The organism is Azospirillum brasilense, assembly GCF_001315015.1.
GTDB lineage: Bacteria > Pseudomonadota > Alphaproteobacteria > Azospirillales > Azospirillaceae > Azospirillum > Azospirillum brasilense.
The window spans coordinates 2,569,648-2,586,177 of the sequence record NZ_CP012914.1 but is presented as its reverse complement, the minus strand read 5'-3'; the positions used below and the strand labels follow the sequence as shown (position 1 = coordinate 2,586,177).

Here is a 16,530-nt window from a genome sequence, read left to right as displayed (position 1 = left end):
CGACCGCTTTCAGTAGCCCTGGCTGCGGTCCACGAGGTTCGGCAGCGGACGGCCCTCGCGGAAGGCGGTGATTGCCTCGGCCACCACCGCGGCGGAGCGCGACGGGTGGGTGACGGCGGCGACGTGCGGCGTCACATGCACCTTCGGGTGGGTCCAGAAGGGATGGCCGGCGGGCAGCGGCTCCTCCGCGAACACGTCCAGGCTGGCTCCGGCGAGGTGGCCGCTCGCCAGCGCTTCCAGCAGATCCTCCTCCACCAGATGCCCGCCGCGCGCGGCGTTGACGACCACCGCCCCCTTGGGCAGGGCGGCGAACAGCTTGCGGTTCAGCAGGCCGCGCGTCTCCGCCGTCAGCGGCAGCAGGCAGATCAGCAGGTTGCACTGCCCGAGCATCGCCGCCAACCCGTCGGGTCCGGAGAAGCTTTCCACCCCTGGCAACGTCTTCGGCGTCCGGCTCCAGCCCAGCACGCGGTAGTCCATGCTCAGCAGCGTCTTGGCCGAGGCCATGCCCAGCTCGCCCATGCCGAGGATACCGACACTCACCTCCGACGCCGGGCAGGGGTCCAGCGGCTCCCACCGCCCGGCCTGCTGGAGCGCCTTGTACTCGTCGAGAAGCCGGTGCCAGCGCAGCACCTGGAGCGCCACATAGCCGGCCATGTCCACCGTCAGCCCCTCCGACACCATGCGGACCAGCGGCACCTCAGGCAGGGTGGGGTCGAGCAGCAGCGATTCCACCCCGGCGCCCAGCGACACGATCAGCTTCAGGTTCGGCAGGGTGGCGAGCAGTCCGTGCGGCGGCTTCCACACCAGAGCCATCTCGATGTCCGCCGGGTCCCCCATCTCGGGCCACACCCGCACCTCCAGGCCGGGCAGGCGGGCGTCCAGCTCGCTCAGCCAGCGGTCGGAGCGGTCGGTGGTGGAGCAGAAAAGCAGCGTCACGGCGCAAACCCCTGTAATGTTGTCGTTGTTCGTCTCAAACCCGTTCGAGCCAACCGTGCCCCGTCTGATCCTGCTGAACAAGCCCTATGGCGTGCTGCCCCAGTTTACCGATGAGCAGGGGCGCCCGACGCTGGCCGACCATGTGCCGGTGAAGGGAGTCTACGCCGCCGGGCGGCTGGACCGCGACAGCGAGGGGCTGCTGGCGCTGAGCGACGACGGCGCGCTGATCGCCCGCATCGCCTCGCCGAAGCACAAGCTGCCCAAGACCTACTGGGTGCAGGTGGAGGGTGTCCCGACCGAGGAGGCGTTGCAGCGCCTGCGCGACGGGGTGACCCTCAACGACGGCCCGACCCTGCCCGCCGAGGTGCATAGGATGGAGGAGCCGGACGGCCTGTGGCCGCGCGACCCGCCCGTGCGCTACCGCGCCGCCATCCCGACGAGTTGGATCGCCCTGACCTTGCGGGAGGGGCGGAACCGGCAGGTGCGCCGGATGACCGCCGCGGTCGGCTTCCCGACCCTGCGGCTGATCCGCTGGTCGATCGGCGATTGGACGCTGGACGGTCTGGCCCCCGGCCAATGGCGCGAGGTGGCGGTGCCGGGGCGGAACTCCCCGAAGACGCCGCCGGTCAGGGCAAAGACGCCGCTCGGCAACACGAAGGCGAAGCGCCCGCGGAGTCAAGGCAATCGCATTTGATCCTTATAGCCCTTTCCCCTCTGGGGAGAGGGTTAGGTCCTGTCGGATGGCCTGGGAAGGCGCAGGCAGGCCTGCACCGGCACACAGCCGTAAGCCTTGTCCCCGGCCAGCCGGTGCGGTCGGAGGCAGCATCGGACCAGCGATCAACATCCGCAAGACGGAAATGACCGCCATTACTGGGCCGTCAGACAGAACTTGGCGAGTGGATCCGCGGTGAATTCGTCATACGCCTGCGTGCGACGGAGATTGGTGCCGTCGGCAGCGATGCCTGCGCCGCGTCAACGCCGCCGGAGGCTGTCCATGTCGCGCTCGGCGCTCCAGAAGGATCGCTGGGAGGCTGCGCGAGGCATCGCGGTAAGTGGCCGACATTCAGGCTGAGACACCTGCCATATCCCATGGTTGTATGAATTCCGACGGCGTATTGAATGCATTCAAGTTGACATTGTCGGTCGTTATGGTGCATACGATTACGCATTGCATGCAGGCATTGCTTGCTATTGCCTCCCGAAGGAACACGCGATGTCATCCGAACAGGAGTGGCCGCCTCTTCCCCCTTTCAGCACCGGCGTGCGTGGTCGCTGCCCACGCTGCGGCCAGGGTCATCTGTTCAGCGGCTTCCTGAAGCTGCGCTCCCACTGCGAGGTCTGTGGTCTGGACCACTCCTACGCCGATCCGGCTGACGGCCCCGCCTTCTTCGTCATCTGCTTCGCTTCCATTCCCACGGTCATCCTGGCGCTCTGGATCGAGGCAAGATTTGAGCCCCCATACTGGGTGCACCTCGTCACGACCCTGCCGTTCCTGTTGCTGACCTGTGTTCCGCCCTTACGGCCGTTGAAGGGGTGGCTGGTGGCCAGCCAGTACTTCTACAAGGCCGAGGAAGCCCGCTTCGTTACAGCCACGCCAACCCAGCCGCCCGTGGCCCCGCCCGCAGACAAAGTCTCGCGCTCGACCTGACTGCCGTCAGGTTTCCTTGACGATAGATAGTGTCATAGCCTGGAGATGTTCAAAATGTATGACTGGTTCCCTATGGTCTTCTTTCCATTCAAGATTATCGTGTTGGGAACGGGCATGTTCTTCGCCATCAAGTGGCATCACGATCAGGCGAAGAAGGATAAAGCGAAGAAGAATAACGAAACCAACGGACCGTAAGCGCCTGCCGAACACAACGGCCGCCGCCTTGCGAGGACGCCAGCGGCATCAGATCCGCGATCGACTCCTCCTGTGCCGGGCTGAACTCATGCCGCCGCATTCCGCACCCTCACGGCTGCTGATCAGCAACAAACAGACGGAAATGACCGTCATCACAGGGTCGTCAGACAGGACCTAACCCTCTCCCCAGAAGGAAGAGGGGGGCATTGAATGCAATTGCGCTACATCCGCACGGCGTCGGACTTGACGGCTTCCAGGTTCAGCGCGGCGGCGAGCAGGGCGCGGGTGTACTCCTCGCGCGGCTCCTCGAAGATGCGGCGGGTGGGGCCCTGTTCCACCACCTTGCCGTCCTTCATGACGATGACGTGGCTGCTGAGCGCCCGCACCACCCGCAGATCGTGGCTGATGAACAGGTAGGCGAGGTTGTTGCGCGCCTGGATGTCGCGCAGCAGGTCGACGATCTGCGCCTGCACCGACATGTCGAGCGCGCTGGTCGGCTCGTCCAGGACGACGAATTTCGGCTTCAGCACCAGGGCGCGGGCGATGGCGATGCGCTGGCGCTGGCCGCCGGAGAACTCGTGCGGGTAGCGGTGGCGGCTGGACGGGTCGAGCCCCACCTCCTCCAGCGCCTTGGCCACCATGGCGTCGCGCTCGGCGCCGGAGCCGATGCCGTGGATGGTCAGCCCCTCGCCGATGATCTGGCCGACCGACAGGCGGGGCGACAGGCTGCCGTAGGGGTCCTGGAAGACCACCTGCATCTCCCGCCGCAGCCCGCGCAGCTTCTTCGCCTGCCAGCCCTGGATGTCCTTGCCGTCGAAGCGGATCGCCCCCTCGCTGGCGTGCAGGCGCAGCAGGGCCAGCCCGAGGGTCGTCTTGCCGGACCCGGACTCGCCGACCACCCCGACCGTGTGCCCCTGCCGCACGTTGACCGACACGCCGTCGACGGCGCGGACGTGATCGACGGTGCGGCGCAGCAGGCCCTTCTTGATGGGGAACCAGACCTTCAGGTTGTCGGCCGCCATGACCTCCGGCGCGTCGGCGGGCGGGGTCAACGGGTCGCCCTTCGGCTCCGCGGCGAGGAGCTTGCGCGTGTAGGGGTGCTGCGGGCGGGCGAAGATGTCGGCGACGTCGGCCTGCTCGACGATCTCGCCCTGGTTCATCACGCAGACCCGGTCGGCCATCTTGCGCACCACGCCCAGATCATGGGTGATGAGCAGCAGCGCCATGCCGAAGCGGCGCTGGAGGTCCTTCAGCAGCTCCAGGATCTGCGCCTGGATGGTGACGTCCAGCGCGGTGGTCGGCTCGTCGGCGATCAGCAGGTCGGGCTCGTTGGCCAGCGCCATGGCGATCATCACGCGCTGGCGCTGGCCGCCCGACAGCTCGTGCGGGTAGGCGTTCAGCCGCTTTTCCGGGTTGGGCAGCCCGACCAGCCGCAGCAGCTCCAGCGTGCGCTTGCGCGCGGCGGCGCGGGACAGGCCCTTGTGCAGGAACAGCGTCTCGTTGATCTGCCGCTCGATGCTGTGCAGCGGGTTCAGCGAGGTCATCGGCTCCTGGAAGATCATGGCGATGCGGTCGCCGCGCACGTTGCGCAGCACCTTCTCCTCCGCCCCCACCAGCTCGGTCCCGCGGAAGCGGATGGAGCCCTGCGGGTGGCGCGCCATGGGGTAGGGCAGCAGTTGCAGGATCGACAGGGCGGTGACCGACTTGCCGGACCCGGACTCGCCGACCAGCGCCAGGGTCTCCCCCTTGGCGATGTCGAAGGAGACGCCCTTCACCGCGTGCATCGCCCCGCCGCCCGAGCGGAACTCGACATGGAGGTTGCGGACCTCGAGGAGATCGTCGGCCCCATTGGTCGTCATGTCGGTCATGGGCGGTTCCGCCTTCTTGGGCTGGTGGTCGTTGGGGACATCATTCCGCGGCCTTCTGCGCCACCGCGCCCGCCTCGTTGGCGGTTCCGGTGGCGGTGGAGAGCTGGCCGATGGTCTTGCGCGGATCGAAGGCGTCGCGCACCGCCTCGCCGATGAAGATCAGCAGGCTCAGCATGATCGCCAGCACGAAGAAGGCGGTCAGGCCCAGCCAGGGCGCCTGGAGGTTGGCCTTGCCCTGGGCCAGCAACTCGCCCAGCGAGGGGGAGCCGGGGGGCAGGCCGAAGCCGAGGAAGTCCAGCGCCGTCAGGGTGGTGATGGAGCCGTTCAGGATGAAGGGCAGGAAGGTCAGCGTCGCCACCATCGCGTTGGGCAGCACGTGGCGCACCATGATCGTCGCGTCGGTGGCGCCCAGCGCGCGGGCGGCGCGCACATAGTCGAAGTTGCGCGCCCGCAGGAACTCCGCCCGCACCACATGGACCAGCGAGGTCCAGGAGAACAGCAGCAGCAGCCCGAGCAGCCACCAGAAGTTCGGCGTCACCACGCTGGACAGGATGATGAGCAGGAACAGGGTGGGCAGGCCCTGCCAGATCTCGATGAAGCGCTGGAACAGCAGGTCGGTGATGCCGCCGAAGTAGCCCTGGACCGCCCCGGCCATGATGCCGACGACCGAGGAGAAGGCGGTCAGCACCAGACCGAACAGCACGGAGATGCGGAAGCCGTAGATCAGCCGCGCCGTCACGTCGCGCCCCTGGTCGTCGGTGCCCAGCCAGTTGTCGGCGGACGGCGGGGCCGGGGCGGGGACCGGCAGGTTGTAGTTGATGGTGCGGTAGCCGTAGGGGATCGGCGGCCAGACGATCCAGCCCTTTTCCTCGATCAGCTGGCGCACGTAGGGGTCGCGGTAATCGGTCTCCGTCTCGAACTCACCGCCGAAGGTGGTCTCCGGGTAGGCGGTGAAGACGGGCCAGTAGAGCGCGTTGTCGTACTTGATGAGCAGCGGGCGGTCGTTGGCGATGAACTCCGCGCCCAGCGACAGGGTGAACAGCACCAGGAAGATCCAGAAGGACCAGAAGCCCCGCCGGTTCGCCCGGAAATTCGCCAGCCGCCGCCGGGTGAGCGGCGTGACGCGGAAGCCGAGGAAACGGTCGCCGGTCATGGGCGCGTCCTCCAACGGGCATTTGCCCTCTCCCCTCTGGGGAGAGGGGAGGGTGAGGGGGTTGCGCGTGGCGGTGCGTCCGGCAAACGCGCAACCCCCTCACCCCAACCCTCTCCCCGGGGGGGAGAGGGAGCATGCGTCGAAAGCGCAAAGCTTCCCATCATACCCTCCGCGCTTCGAAGTCGATGCGGGGATCGACGGCCACATAGGTCACGTCGCCGACGAGGTTCATGATGAGCCCCAGCAGCGTGAAGAAGTACAGCGTGCCGAACATCACCGGATAGTCGCGGTTGATCGCCGCCTCGAAGCCCAAGAGCCCCAGCCCGTCCAGGGAGAAGATCACCTCGATCAGCAGGGCGCCGGTGAACAGGATGCCGATGAAGGCGCCGGGGAAGCCGGCGATGACGATCAGCATGGCGTTGCGGAATATGTGGCCGTAGAGCACCCGCCGCTCCGCCAGACCCTTGGCGCGGGCGGTGACGACATACTGCTTGTTGATCTCCTCCAGGAAGGAGTTCTTGGTCAGCATGGTCAGGCCGGCGAAGCCGCCGATCACCATGGACAGCACTGGCAGCACCATGTGCCACGCATAGTCCAGGATCTGCCGCCACCAGGGCAGGCTCGCCCAGTTGTCCGACACCAGCCCGCGCAGCGGGAACAGGTCGAAATAGCGCCCGCCGGCGAAGACGACGATCAGCAGCACGGCGAACAGGAAGCTGGGGATGGCGTAGCCGACGATGACCACGCCGGAGGTCCAGACGTCGAAGGGCTGGCCGTCGCGCACCGCCTTGGCGATGCCCAGCGGGATCGACACCAGATAGACGATCAGCGTCGTCCAGATGCCCAGCGAGATCGACACCGGCATCTTCTCGATCACCAGATCGACGACGCTGCGGTCGCGGAAGTAGCTCTTGCCGAAGTCGAACATCAGGTAGTTCGACATCATGTGGATGAAGCGCTCGTGCAGCGGCTTGTCGAAGCCGAATTCCTTCTCAAGCTGCTTGATGAACTCCGGGTCCAGCCCCTGGGCACCGCGGTAGCGGCTGCCGGTGTCGCCGCCCTGGGCCTGCTGCGCCGCCGGACCGCCGGTCTCGCCGCCGCCGGTGCCGCCGATGCGGGCGGTCGCCTCCACCGCGGTGCCCTGGACGCGGGCGATCATCTGCTCGATGGGACCGCCGGGGGCGATCTGCACGATCAGGAAATTGATGACCATGATCCCGAACAGGGTCGGGATGATCAGCAGCAGACGGCGGATGATGTAGGCCAGCATCGCGCGGGTTCGCCTTTCTGTTTGCCGTCTCAGGGCGCCGCGCGGCGGGCCGTGTTGGCGAGCTTCGCGTTCTTCTCGGGATCGACCCACCAGGTGTCGGTGAAGGCCAAGCCGTATTTGGGCGCAACCGCCGGATGGGAGAAACGGTTCCAATAGGCGACGCGTCGCACGTCGTCGTGCCATTGCGGGATGACGTACCAGCCCCACAGCAGCACCCGGTCGAGCGCGCGGGTCGCCGTGACCAGGCTCTCGCGGTCGGGGGCCTGGATCACCTTGTCGATCAGCGCGTCGACCACCGGGTCCTTGATTCCGGCCAGATTGCGGCTGCCCGGCTGGTCGGCGCGGGCCGCCTGCCAATAGTCGCGCTGCTCGTTGCCGGGCGAGGTCGATTGTAGGATGCGCTGGATGACCATGTCGAAGTCGTAGCGGTCGATCCGGTTCTGGTACTGGGCGGTGTCCACCACGCGGATGGCCGCTTCGATCCCGGCGCGCTCCAGGTTGCGGACGAAGGGTTGGACGATGCGGTCCATGTCCGGCTGCACCAGCAGGATCTCGAAGCGCATCGGCTCGCCGGTCTTCGTGTTGAGCAGCTTGTTGCCCTTCAGCTCCCACCCGGCCTCCTTGAGCAAGGACAGCGCCGTGCGCAGGTTCGGGCGGATGTTGCCGGACCCGTCGGTCTGCGGCGGTTCGAAGGGCTTGGTGAAGACCTCCTCCGGCACCTTGCCGCGGAACGGCTCCAGCAGCGTCAGTTCCTCCGGCGAGGGCAGGCCGGTGGAGGCCAGCTCGGAGTTGGAAAAGAAGCTCTTGGTGCGCTGGAACAGCCCGTAGGACAGGTTGGCCCGCGTCCATTCATAGTCGAACAGGTAATTCAGCGCCTCGCGCACCTTGCGGTCGGCAAAGACCGGGCGGCGGCTGTTGAACACGAAGGCCTGCATGCCCTGCGGGTCCTGGTGCTTGATCTCCTCGCGGACGATGTGACCGTCGCGCACGGCGGGCACGTCGTAGCCGGTCACCCAGTTCTTCGACGAATGCTCCACCCGGAAATCGATGGCCCCGGCCTTGAAAGCTTCGAACACCACGTCGAGGTCGCGGTAATAGTCGAAGCGGATGCGGTCGAAGTTGTAGCGCCCGCGGTTGACCGGCAGGTCCTTGGCCCACCAGTCCTGCACCCGCTCGAAGACGAGGGAGCGGCCGGGCTGCACCTCGACGATCCGGTAGGGGCCGCTGCCGACGATGGGGTCCAGCGTGGTGCTGGCGAAGTCCCGCACCCCGGAGCCGTTTCCTTCGAAGACGTGCTTCGGCAGCACCGGCAACTGGCCCATGATGACCGGAAGCTCGGGGTTGCCGCCGTCGCGGAAGGTGAAGGTGATCGCGCGCTCGCCCGTCTTCTCGGCCTTCACCACGTCGGCGTAGTAGGTGCGGTAGAGCGGGTGGCCCTTGTCGCGCAGCGTCTCGAAGCTCCACACAACGTCGTCGGCGGTCACCGGGGCGCCGTCGTGGAAGCGCGCCTGCGGGCGCAGCGTGAAGCGCACCCAGCTCCGGTCCTCGGCGACGGTGATGGTCTCGGCGAGCAGCCCGTAGCGGGTCAGCACCTCGTCCCCGCTCTCCACCGTCAGCGTGTCGAAGGGCAGGCTGGCCCCGGCGGCGGTCGACCCGCGCAGGATGAAGGGGTTCAGGCTGTCGAAGCTGCCGTAGGTCGCCAGCTTGATCTCGCCGCCCTTGGGGGCGTCGGGATTGACGTAGTCGAAATGCTGGAAGTCCGGCCCGTATTTGGGCGTCCCATGGGCCGTGACGGCGTGCCCCCCGGTTTTCGGGGCGGCCCCCTGCGGGTTGGATTGGGCATGAGCCACGGCGAAGGGTTCCGCCAGATACAGGCACATGACCGCGGCCAGGATCGCTTTACCGGTCTTCCTCATGCCCCTCTCGGTCCTTTTGTTTCCGGTAAGGTAGGGGTCCGTCTATGGCACATTCAAGGCGGATGCGGGCTCGGCGGCGCCTAAGCTTGCACCGGGCTGGGGGGAGGGTGCGGCGATTTGCGCCTGAAGTGCGGCGGAAAGCTCGTCCACGACCCGCGTCAGCGTGTCCAGCTCCTCCAGGGAACGGGCGAACAGGGCCGGGGTCATCCGTTTCTCAAGTTCCGTGATCCCTTCGAACAGGTCGCGCCCGGTGTCGATAGCCAAAATGAATCGCTGCCCGTCGATGGCCAGCCGGGCTTGGCGGGCGCCTGCAAGGGAGGCAAGCCGCGCGGCCAGAGTTCGCAGTTCCGGTGGGAACCGGTGTTTGGCCTCCGCCAAATCGCCGTGAATCGGAGTCAGCACCGGCTCGGTGCCACGGGCGCCAAGGGTGAGCGTGCAGGACAGCGGCGGAACTCTCGGCTGCGGCAGGTCAATGCAGAGAAGCCAGCCGTGGAAGATCCGGACGGTTCCCGTCAGAAACCCCGCGAATGCGTAGAGGTCGACCTCATTGAACCAGAAATTCAAGCCTTGGCGGATGCCGGCGAAACCATCCTTAGCATGGGCGGAACGCGGCTTCAGATCACTGAAAAGCTGGCGCAACTGGTGCTGCTTGAGGCAACTGCCTGATGCGTGGATCAGATCGGCATGGCGGCAGATTGCCAGCACGAGCGAAATGATGATGCGCTTACGGTGGTGACGGAACACAACGAACGGGACAGTGATGATGGCCAGCGCTACGGCGGCATAGAGCCTCCAGCCGGCGTAGCTGGCCTTCATCAGGAAGGGCAGCTTCATCAGGACAAGCACAGTCCAGCCGGTCAGAGCGACGAAGACCAGCAGGATGAGAGCGGCGCGCGTTCTGGCGCGACGGCGCTTCAGCCGTTGCAGCAGGGGGCGGACCTCCCGGTCGAAGAGGTCTTCTGAATCAGAGGCTATCGAGGAGGGTGTCTCCGGGGTCATGGGACGGCGGCCCTCAGCCTTCCTTGCCCGGCTTCACCCACCACGCCTCCGGGAAGCCGCTGTTGCGGAAGCCCAGATCGTATTTCGGCGTCTTCTCCGGGAAGCCGAGCGTCGTCCGGTAGGCGATCCAGTTGTCCGGGTTGTACCAGTGCGGCACCATGTAGAAGCCCCACAGCAGCACGCGGTCGAGCGCGCGGGTCGCCGCCTGGACCGACGGCAGATCCTTCGCCGCCAGCGCCTTTTCGATCATCGCGTCGGCCGCCGGCTCCTTGATGCCGGCGTAGTTGGCCGATCCCCGGACATCCGCGGCGGCGGAACCGAAATAGCTGCGCAGCTCGGTGCCCGGCGGGGTGAAGAAATTGAAGTTCGCCACCACCACGTCGAAGTCGAACTCGTCGGTGCGCGCCTGGAACTGGGCGGTGTCGACCACCCGCAAAACCGCGTCGATGCCCGCCTTGCGCAGCGCCTCAACATAGGGCTGGATCACGCGGGTCAGCGCGCCGGTGCCGTCGAGGAACTCGATGCTCAGCACCTCACCGGTCTTCGCGCTGGTCATCCGGCCGTTCTTCAGCTCCCACCCCGCTTCGCGGAACAGGCGCATGGCCTCGCGCAGGTTGTTGCGGTTGTTGCCGCTGCCGTCGGTCTTCGGCGGCTCGAAGGGGGTGGTGAAGACGCGCTCCGGCAACTGGGCGCGGAAGGGCTCCAGCAGAGCCAGCTCCTCCGGCGTCGGCGGCCCCTTGGCGCCGAAGTCGGAATTGGGGAAGTTGGAGGTGGTGCGGAGATACTGGCCGTACAGGATGTTCTTCTGAATCCATTCGAAGTCGAACAGATAGCCCAGCGCCTCGCGCACCCGCGGGTCGGCGAACTTGGCGCGGCGGGTGTTCAGGCGGAAGCCCTGGGCGCCCAGCGGCAGGTCGCTCTTCACCTCGATGCGGTTCACCCGGCCGTCCTTGGCGGCGGGGAAGTCGTAGCCGGTGGTCCAGCGCTGCGCCCGGTGCTCGGTGCGGAAGTCGTAGGCGCCGGCCTTGAAGGCTTCGAACATCACGTCGTCGTCGCGGTAGTAATCGACCTTCACGCTGTCGAAGTTGTAGAAGCCGCGCGCCGTCGGCAGGTCGCGGCCCCACCAGTCGGCCACCCGCTCGTAGGTGATCGAGCGGCCCGCATCGACCGCCTTGATGCGGTAGGGGCCGCTGCCCAGCACCGGCTCCAGCGTCGTCTTGGAGATGTCGCGGCCGTTGGCGGTCCACCAATGCTCGGGCTGGGGGGCGATGCTGGTGGCGAAGTCGATGATCGGCTTCATCTCCCCGGTGGTCTTCAGGGTGATCTTCAGCCGGTGCTCGTCCACCGCCTCCACCGCGGCGACGCGGTCGAGGAAGGATTTCAGGAAGGGGTTGCCGTGCGCCTGGATGGAGTCCCAGGCGAAGACCACGTCGCCGGCGGTCACCGGCACGCCGTCGTGCCAGCGCGCGTCCTTGCGCAGATGGAAGACGGCCCAGCTTTTGTCGTCGGGCAGTTCCACGCTTTCCGCCAGGGACCCGTAGGCTGCGTCCATCTCCCAGCCGGAGCCGACCATCAGCGAGTCGGCGATCAGCCCCAGCGTGCGCGGGGTGACGCCGCGCAGGATGATCGGGTTCAGGCTGTCGAAGCTGCCCTGAGCGGCCAGGGTGATCTGTCCGCCCTTGGGAGCCTCCGGGTTCGCGTGCGGGAAATGGGTGAAGCCCGGCTTGAACTCCGGCTCGCCGAACTGCTTCAGGGCCGGGACGGTGACAGTCTGCGCCTGGGCTCCGTTCGCCTGGATTGGCGCCGTCAGCGCAAGGAGAGCCAAGAAAGCAGTCATCCGGGCGGTAGCGAGAACTCGGCGCATCGTCGGTCCTGATGTGGTTGGGCCTGATGTGGTTGGCCTGGGATGATAAGGCGGATCAGCCCTAGCATGTACGCGCCTTGCGGCGCGTCAAGTCCGCGTACGCAACGGTATCTTACGCCCGTGCGCTGGCGCCGGCCCGTCCGGGGGCGCAAAAAAAGGCGGAAATGCGGCAAGCCCGACGAGGTGGTGACATGTCGATGTTCCGGCGCACGAGCGCGGAGTTTCTCGGCACCTTCTGGCTGGTCTTCGGCGGCTGCGGCAGCGCCGTGCTGTCCGCCGCCTTTCCGGAGGTCGGGATCGGGCTGACCGGCGTCTCCCTGGCCTTCGGGCTGACGGTACTGACCATGGCCTATTCGGTCGGCCACATTTCCGGATGCCACCTGAACCCGGCGGTCACGGTGGGGCTGTGGGCCGGCGGACGCTTCCCGGCCAAGGACATCCTGCCCTACGTCATCGCGCAGGTGGTCGGCGCCTTCCTGGCGGCGCTGGTGCTGTACGTCATCGCCACCGGCAAGGCCGACTGGTCGCTGGCCGCCAAGGGGCTGGCCGCCAACGGGTACGGGGAGCATTCGCCGGGCGCGTACAACCTCACCTCCGGCCTGCTGATCGAGGTGGTGCTGACCTTCATGTTCCTGATCGTCATCCTGGGCTCCACCGACCGGCGGGCACCCGCGGGCTTCGCGCCGCTGGCCATCGGTCTGGCGCTGACGCTGATCCACCTCATCAGCATCCCGGTCACCAACACCTCGGTGAACCCGGCGCGCAGCACGGGGCCGGCGCTGGTCGTCGGCGGCTGGGCGCTGCAACAGCTCTGGGCCTTCTGGGTGGCGCCGCTGGTCGGCGGGCTGCTCGGCGGGCTGGCCTACCGCGCGCTGGCCGAGGAGATGCCGCCGAAGCCCGCCATCACCGGCGAGGCCCGGCCGTCGGCCTGAGTCCTTCTTGACCGTTTCCCTTCGGGTCCCTCCCGACTCAGCGGACCGTGCCCCTCCGGCGCGGTCCGTTTTTTATGGAGATGTTCACCCTCCACCCGGCTCCACCCGATGGAAGTCACGGCCTTGTCGCGGGAACTTCGCGGGCGTCAACGGTTATTCTGGGCATCCGTTGACGCACTGGGAGTAGATGATGCGGCAGTTCGACCCCGATTCCAACCCGATGACCGACGAGGATTACGGCATCGTCCTCGGCCTGTTCATCGGCATTTACCTGGGGCTGCTGGCCGTCTCGCTGCTGCCCTGACCGGCGCGGGCCGTCTTCCAGTGGTCGGCCATGCGCTCCATGAGCTGACGGTAGCGGCGGTCGGACCGCATCATCCGGCGCACCGCCTTGCCGTTGCGCGGGTCGGCGAGCATCCATTCCTCGGCGGCCATCTGGTGCTCCGGGTGGATGGACAGCATGTAGATCGCCGCCTGCTCCGGCTGCGTCACCGCCTCTTCCTTCAGCCCCTCCAGGATCGCCCCGACATAGAGCGGCAGGACGTTGCGGAAGTCCTCAGGCCCGGTGCCGTCCTGGCTGGAGACATCGTCTCCGGCGCCCATCAGGGCGCGGCGCTCCTCCGCCGGCAGGGCGAAGAAGGCGTCCAGCCCCAGCAGCAGGTCGCAGACCGTCTTCTTGCGGACCATCCAGTTCGCCCCGCCCGACACCCGGCCGGCCAGCGAGTGCAGGAAGGGGCGCAGCTTCTCCGGCGAGGTCTCGAAGACGGAGCGGGCGGGCGTGGCGATGGTTGCCATGAACGTGGTTCTCCTGTCTCAGCCGGCCAGGGCGGCCAGCGTCTCGCGGTGGGTGCGGGCGTCGCCCGCGGCGACCACGCGCCCGCTGGAGGTGGCGTCGAGCGGCCGCCCGTCCCAATCGGTCATCAGCCCGCCGGCCCCGGTCACCACCGGCACCAGCGCCGCGAAGTCGTAGAGCTTCAGCCCCGATTCGACGACGAGGTCGTAATAGCCCGCCGCCAGCAGGCCATAGCTGTAGCAGTCGCCGCCATAGACCGACACCTTGGCAGTCCCCGCCACCCGGCGGAAGGCGTCCTGGTCCGCTCCGGGGAACAGGTCGGGCGAGGTGGTCCCCAGCGTCGCCGCGGCCAGCCCTCCGGCGCAGGCGCGCACGCGGGCCGGCTGGCCGTTGAACAGGGTGGGGCGGCCCTCGACGCCCAGCCAGCGGTCCCGGACGATGGGCTGGTCGATGACGCCGAGCACCGGGCGCCCGCGGTGCAGCAGGGCGATCAGCGTGCCGAAGATCGGACGGCCGGTGATGAAGGACTTGGTGCCGTCGATGGGGTCGATCACCCAGACCCATTCGGCGTCCAGGTTCTTGGTCCCGAACTCCTCGCCATAGATACCGTCGTCGGGGCGCTCGGCCTCGATGATGGCGCGGATGGTCCGCTCCGCCTCGCGGTCGGCGATGGTGACGGGGGAGGCGTCGGCCTTGTCGTCCACCGCCACCGGCGTGCGGAAATATTGGCGGATGACCGGGCCGGAGGCGTCGGCCAGACGCTCCGCCAGGGTCACCAGGGGGGTGGGGCAGGGTTCGGTCATGGTCGCTCCGCCGGATCGCGCGTGGTTGGGACGAGGGCGGCATCCTAGTCGGGCGTTCCGTCGGCGCAAACCATCAAAGAGGGAGGAGGGCAATGAAGGAGGAGGGTTGCGCGGGACGCCGCTTCCCCGTTTCGCGGGCTTGTGGCAGCCTCTTCGCCATGCACGACCGCTCCTCCCCACCCGACCGCCCGAACGCCGGCCCGAACGCCGCCCCGAACGCCTATGCCGGCATTCCGCTCGATCGCGCCGCCGTGCGCCGCAAGGACAAGGACTGGCTGAAAGACGCCTGGGCCTCGCCGGACGCGCGCCTGCTGCCCGTGGCGAAATCGCGCAACTTCGTGACCGGCGACGCCGACTCGGCCCACGCGGTCGCCGTCGCCTGTGGTGGCGATTGGGGGGTGGAGCCGGTCTTCCTCGGTCTGCTGGACGGTGTTCCGCACTTCACCGTGGACCTGACCGGCCTGGAAGCGCCGGAGGAGCATCCGGCCCTGGCCGGGCTCGGCCGTTTCGAGGACCTGCGCGCCGTCGGCCCGGTGATGGAGGCGACGGAGGCCGGGCTGTGCGCCTACGCCCGCGGCATCACCTGGTGGAACGCCCGGCACCGCTTCTGCGGCGTCTGCGGCTCCGTCGCGGCGGGTGCCGAGGGCGGGCATGTGCGCGTCTGCACCAACCCGGATTGCGCCACCCACCATTTCCCGCGCACCGACCCGGCGGTCATCATGCTGGTCCATGACGGTGCCGGGCGGATGGTGCTGGGCCGCAACTCCCGCTTCCCGCCGGGCATGCATTCGGTGCTGGCCGGTTTCGTCGAGCCGGGCGAAAGCCTGGAGGACAGCGTGCGGCGCGAAGTGCTGGAGGAGGTGGGGCTGGAGGTCACAGACATCCGCTACCACTCGTCGCAGCCCTGGCCCTTCCCGTCCTCGCTGATGCTGGGCTTCAGCGCGCGGGCGGTGACCCTGGACATCCAGACCGACCTGGAGGAGCTGGAGACGGCCCACTGGTTCGACCGCGAGTTTCTGCGGACCTTCACGCCCAGCGAGGAATTCCGCCTCGCCCGCCCCGACAGCATCGCCCGCCGCCTGATCGACGAGTGGATCGCCGAGGGGGAGTGAGGGAGACGGCGGGTCGCTTGCCCCCTCCCTGACCCTCCCCCGCTCTCGCAGGGGAGGGGATAAAGATCCCTCTCCTGCGCAGCGGGGGAGGGAAGGGGCCCGCGGCGAAGCCGTGGGAAGGGTGGGGGCAAGCGCCGCTCGCCCCTTTCCTCAATCCTCGCCGATGCGCTGGCTTTCCTGATAGCGGAAGGGGTTGGCGGGGTAGACGCCCAGGATCTTCACCTCGCCCGCGCGGGCGAAGAAGGCCAGCTCCTCCAGCGCCAAGCGCAGGGAGCGCTCCTCCGGATGGCCCTCCACATCGGCGTAGAACTGGGTCTGGGTGAAGTGCCCGCCGACCATGTAGCTTTCCAGCTTCGTCATGTTGATGCCGTTGGTGGCGAAGCCGCCCAGCGCCTTGTAGAGGGCGGCCGGCACGCTGCGCACGCGGAAGACGAAGGTGGTGATGATCTTGGCCCCGGTCCCTTCGGCGGGCAGCGGCGGGGTCTTCGGCTCGCGGGACAGGATCAGGAAACGGGTGGTGTTGTGCTCCGCGTCCTCGATGCCGCCCTTCAGGATGTCCAGCCCGTAGATGTCGGCGGCCAGCGAGGAGGCGATGGCGGCGTGCTGCGGGTCGCCCAGCTTGGCGATCTCAGCGGCGGCGCCCGCGGTGTCGGCGTGGGAGATCGCCGTCAGCCCCAGCTCCCGCGTCATGTTGCGGCACTGGGATAGCGCCTGGATGTGGCTGCGCACCGTCTTCAGCCCGGCCAGAGTCGCGCCCTTCGGGGCGAGGAGCTGGTGGTTCACCCGCTGGAAATGCTCGCCGATGATGTGCAGGCCGCCTTCGGGCAGCAGATGGTGGTTGTCGGCCACGCGCCCGGCGATGGAGTTCTCCACCGGGATCATGGCGAGCGCCGCGCGGCCCTCGCGCACGGCGGCGAAGGCGTCCTCGAACGTGGCGCAGGGCAGCGTCGTCATCTCCGGAAAGACCGTCCGGCAGGACAGGTCCGAATAGGCGCCGGGCAGGCCCTGGAAGGCGATCACGTTCGAGGTCGTCATCGGGAG

Annotated in this window: 15 protein-coding genes; 5 read left to right on the top strand and 10 right to left on the bottom strand. The window is 67.7% G+C overall.

Annotated elements, in window-relative coordinates; all coding sequences use genetic code 11:
- Positions 1-9 precede the first annotated feature (9 nt).
- Positions 10-936, bottom strand: a complete 927-nt coding sequence (locus AMK58_RS11980; RefSeq protein ID WP_035670907.1) for a 2-hydroxyacid dehydrogenase — start codon at positions 934-936, stop codon at positions 10-12.
- Between the two features lie 55 nt (positions 937-991).
- On the opposite strand from AMK58_RS11980, the gene AMK58_RS11975 reads away from it, so the two are divergent.
- The 3 genes from AMK58_RS11975 (at position 992) to AMK58_RS30865 (ending at position 2,779) form a co-directional block, all read left to right on the top strand.
- Positions 992-1,630 (top strand): pseudouridine synthase, encoded by a 639-nt coding sequence (locus tag AMK58_RS11975; protein ID WP_035670937.1) that lies wholly within the window; start codon positions 992-994, stop codon positions 1,628-1,630.
- Positions 1,631-2,149: 519 nt separating this feature from the next.
- Complete coding sequence (locus tag AMK58_RS11970) at positions 2,150-2,584, top strand: DUF983 domain-containing protein (RefSeq protein WP_035670905.1); 435 nt, start codon at positions 2,150-2,152, stop codon at positions 2,582-2,584.
- A gap of 54 nt (positions 2,585-2,638) precedes the next feature.
- Positions 2,639-2,779 (top strand): hypothetical protein, encoded by a 141-nt coding sequence (locus AMK58_RS30865; protein WP_167555892.1) that lies wholly within the window; start codon positions 2,639-2,641, stop codon positions 2,777-2,779.
- Positions 2,780-3,000: 221 nt separating this feature from the next.
- Here the strand turns inward: AMK58_RS30865 and AMK58_RS11965 are convergent, their stop codons facing one another.
- From AMK58_RS11965 to AMK58_RS11940, 6 genes are all read right to left on the bottom strand, one after another.
- Entirely contained in the window at positions 3,001-4,638 is a 1,638-nt protein-coding gene (locus AMK58_RS11965) for an ABC transporter ATP-binding protein (RefSeq protein ID WP_059399060.1), read from the bottom strand.
- A gap of 49 nt (positions 4,639-4,687) precedes the next feature.
- Positions 4,688-5,800 carry an ABC transporter permease gene (locus tag AMK58_RS11960; protein ID WP_059398922.1) on the bottom strand — a complete coding sequence of 371 codons (1,113 nt, stop codon included), beginning with the start codon at positions 5,798-5,800 and terminating at the stop codon, positions 4,688-4,690.
- A 160-nt stretch (positions 5,801-5,960) separates the two neighbouring features.
- On the bottom strand, positions 5,961-7,070 hold the full coding sequence (locus AMK58_RS11955; protein ID WP_014239396.1) for a microcin C ABC transporter permease YejB: 1,110 nt from the start codon (positions 7,068-7,070) through the stop codon (positions 5,961-5,963).
- Between the two features lie 29 nt (positions 7,071-7,099).
- On the bottom strand, positions 7,100-8,986 hold the full coding sequence (locus AMK58_RS11950; RefSeq protein WP_035671360.1) for an extracellular solute-binding protein: 1,887 nt from the start codon (positions 8,984-8,986) through the stop codon (positions 7,100-7,102).
- Between the two features lie 42 nt (positions 8,987-9,028).
- The gene (locus AMK58_RS11945; protein ID WP_035671363.1) at positions 9,029-9,985 is read right to left on the bottom strand and encodes a hypothetical protein; all 957 of its coding nucleotides are present in this window, start codon (positions 9,983-9,985) and stop codon (positions 9,029-9,031) included.
- Positions 9,986-9,998: 13 nt separating this feature from the next.
- Complete coding sequence (locus tag AMK58_RS11940) at positions 9,999-11,810, bottom strand: extracellular solute-binding protein (RefSeq protein ID WP_236778122.1); 1,812 nt, start codon at positions 11,808-11,810, stop codon at positions 9,999-10,001.
- Positions 11,811-12,040: 230 nt separating this feature from the next.
- Here AMK58_RS11940 and aqpZ point away from each other — a divergent pair, with 230 nt between their 5' ends.
- Positions 12,041-12,781: an aquaporin Z gene (aqpZ, locus tag AMK58_RS11935; protein ID WP_035671367.1), complete on the top strand. Its 741-nt coding sequence runs from the start codon at positions 12,041-12,043 to the stop codon at positions 12,779-12,781.
- 267 nt (positions 12,782-13,048) lie between these two features.
- Here aqpZ and AMK58_RS11930 read toward each other — a convergent pair whose 3' ends face one another.
- On the bottom strand, positions 13,049-13,576 hold the full coding sequence (locus AMK58_RS11930; protein WP_035671369.1) for a hypothetical protein: 528 nt from the start codon (positions 13,574-13,576) through the stop codon (positions 13,049-13,051).
- Between the two features lie 18 nt (positions 13,577-13,594).
- Positions 13,595-14,377 carry a histidinol-phosphatase gene (gene hisN / locus AMK58_RS11925; protein WP_035671372.1) on the bottom strand — a complete coding sequence of 261 codons (783 nt, stop codon included), beginning with the start codon at positions 14,375-14,377 and terminating at the stop codon, positions 13,595-13,597.
- Positions 14,378-14,535: 158 nt separating this feature from the next.
- Here hisN and nudC point away from each other — a divergent pair, with 158 nt between their 5' ends.
- On the top strand, positions 14,536-15,489 hold the full coding sequence (gene nudC / locus AMK58_RS11920) for an NAD(+) diphosphatase (protein ID WP_051140088.1): 954 nt from the start codon (positions 14,536-14,538) through the stop codon (positions 15,487-15,489).
- Between the two features lie 150 nt (positions 15,490-15,639).
- Here nudC and AMK58_RS11915 read toward each other — a convergent pair whose 3' ends face one another.
- Positions 15,640-16,524 (bottom strand): prephenate dehydratase, encoded by an 885-nt coding sequence (locus AMK58_RS11915; protein WP_035671375.1) that lies wholly within the window; start codon positions 16,522-16,524, stop codon positions 15,640-15,642.
- Between the last annotated feature and the right edge of the window lie 6 nt (positions 16,525-16,530).

Coding starts and splice junctions, on each gene's coding strand:
- AMK58_RS30865 (WP_167555892.1), top strand. CDS start 2,639: ATGTATGACTGGTTCCCTATGGTCTTCTTTCCATTCAAGATTATCGTG.
- aqpZ (WP_035671367.1), top strand. CDS start 12,041: ATGTCGATGTTCCGGCGCACGAGCGCGGAGTTTCTCGGCACCTTCTGG.
- AMK58_RS11915 (WP_035671375.1), bottom strand. CDS start 16,524: ATGACGACCTCGAACGTGATCGCCTTCCAGGGCCTGCCCGGCGCCTAT.
- hisN (WP_035671372.1), bottom strand. CDS start 14,377: ATGACCGAACCCTGCCCCACCCCCCTGGTGACCCTGGCGGAGCGTCTG.
- AMK58_RS11965 (WP_059399060.1), bottom strand. CDS start 4,638: ATGACGACCAATGGGGCCGACGATCTCCTCGAGGTCCGCAACCTCCAT.
- AMK58_RS11960 (WP_059398922.1), bottom strand. CDS start 5,800: ATGACCGGCGACCGTTTCCTCGGCTTCCGCGTCACGCCGCTCACCCGG.
- AMK58_RS11950 (WP_035671360.1), bottom strand. CDS start 8,986: ATGAGGAAGACCGGTAAAGCGATCCTGGCCGCGGTCATGTGCCTGTAT.
- nudC (WP_051140088.1), top strand. CDS start 14,536: ATGCACGACCGCTCCTCCCCACCCGACCGCCCGAACGCCGGCCCGAAC.
- AMK58_RS11945 (WP_035671363.1), bottom strand. CDS start 9,985: ATGACCCCGGAGACACCCTCCTCGATAGCCTCTGATTCAGAAGACCTC.
- AMK58_RS11955 (WP_014239396.1), bottom strand. CDS start 7,070: ATGCTGGCCTACATCATCCGCCGTCTGCTGCTGATCATCCCGACCCTG.
- AMK58_RS11930 (WP_035671369.1), bottom strand. CDS start 13,576: ATGGCAACCATCGCCACGCCCGCCCGCTCCGTCTTCGAGACCTCGCCG.
- AMK58_RS11970 (WP_035670905.1), top strand. CDS start 2,150: ATGTCATCCGAACAGGAGTGGCCGCCTCTTCCCCCTTTCAGCACCGGC.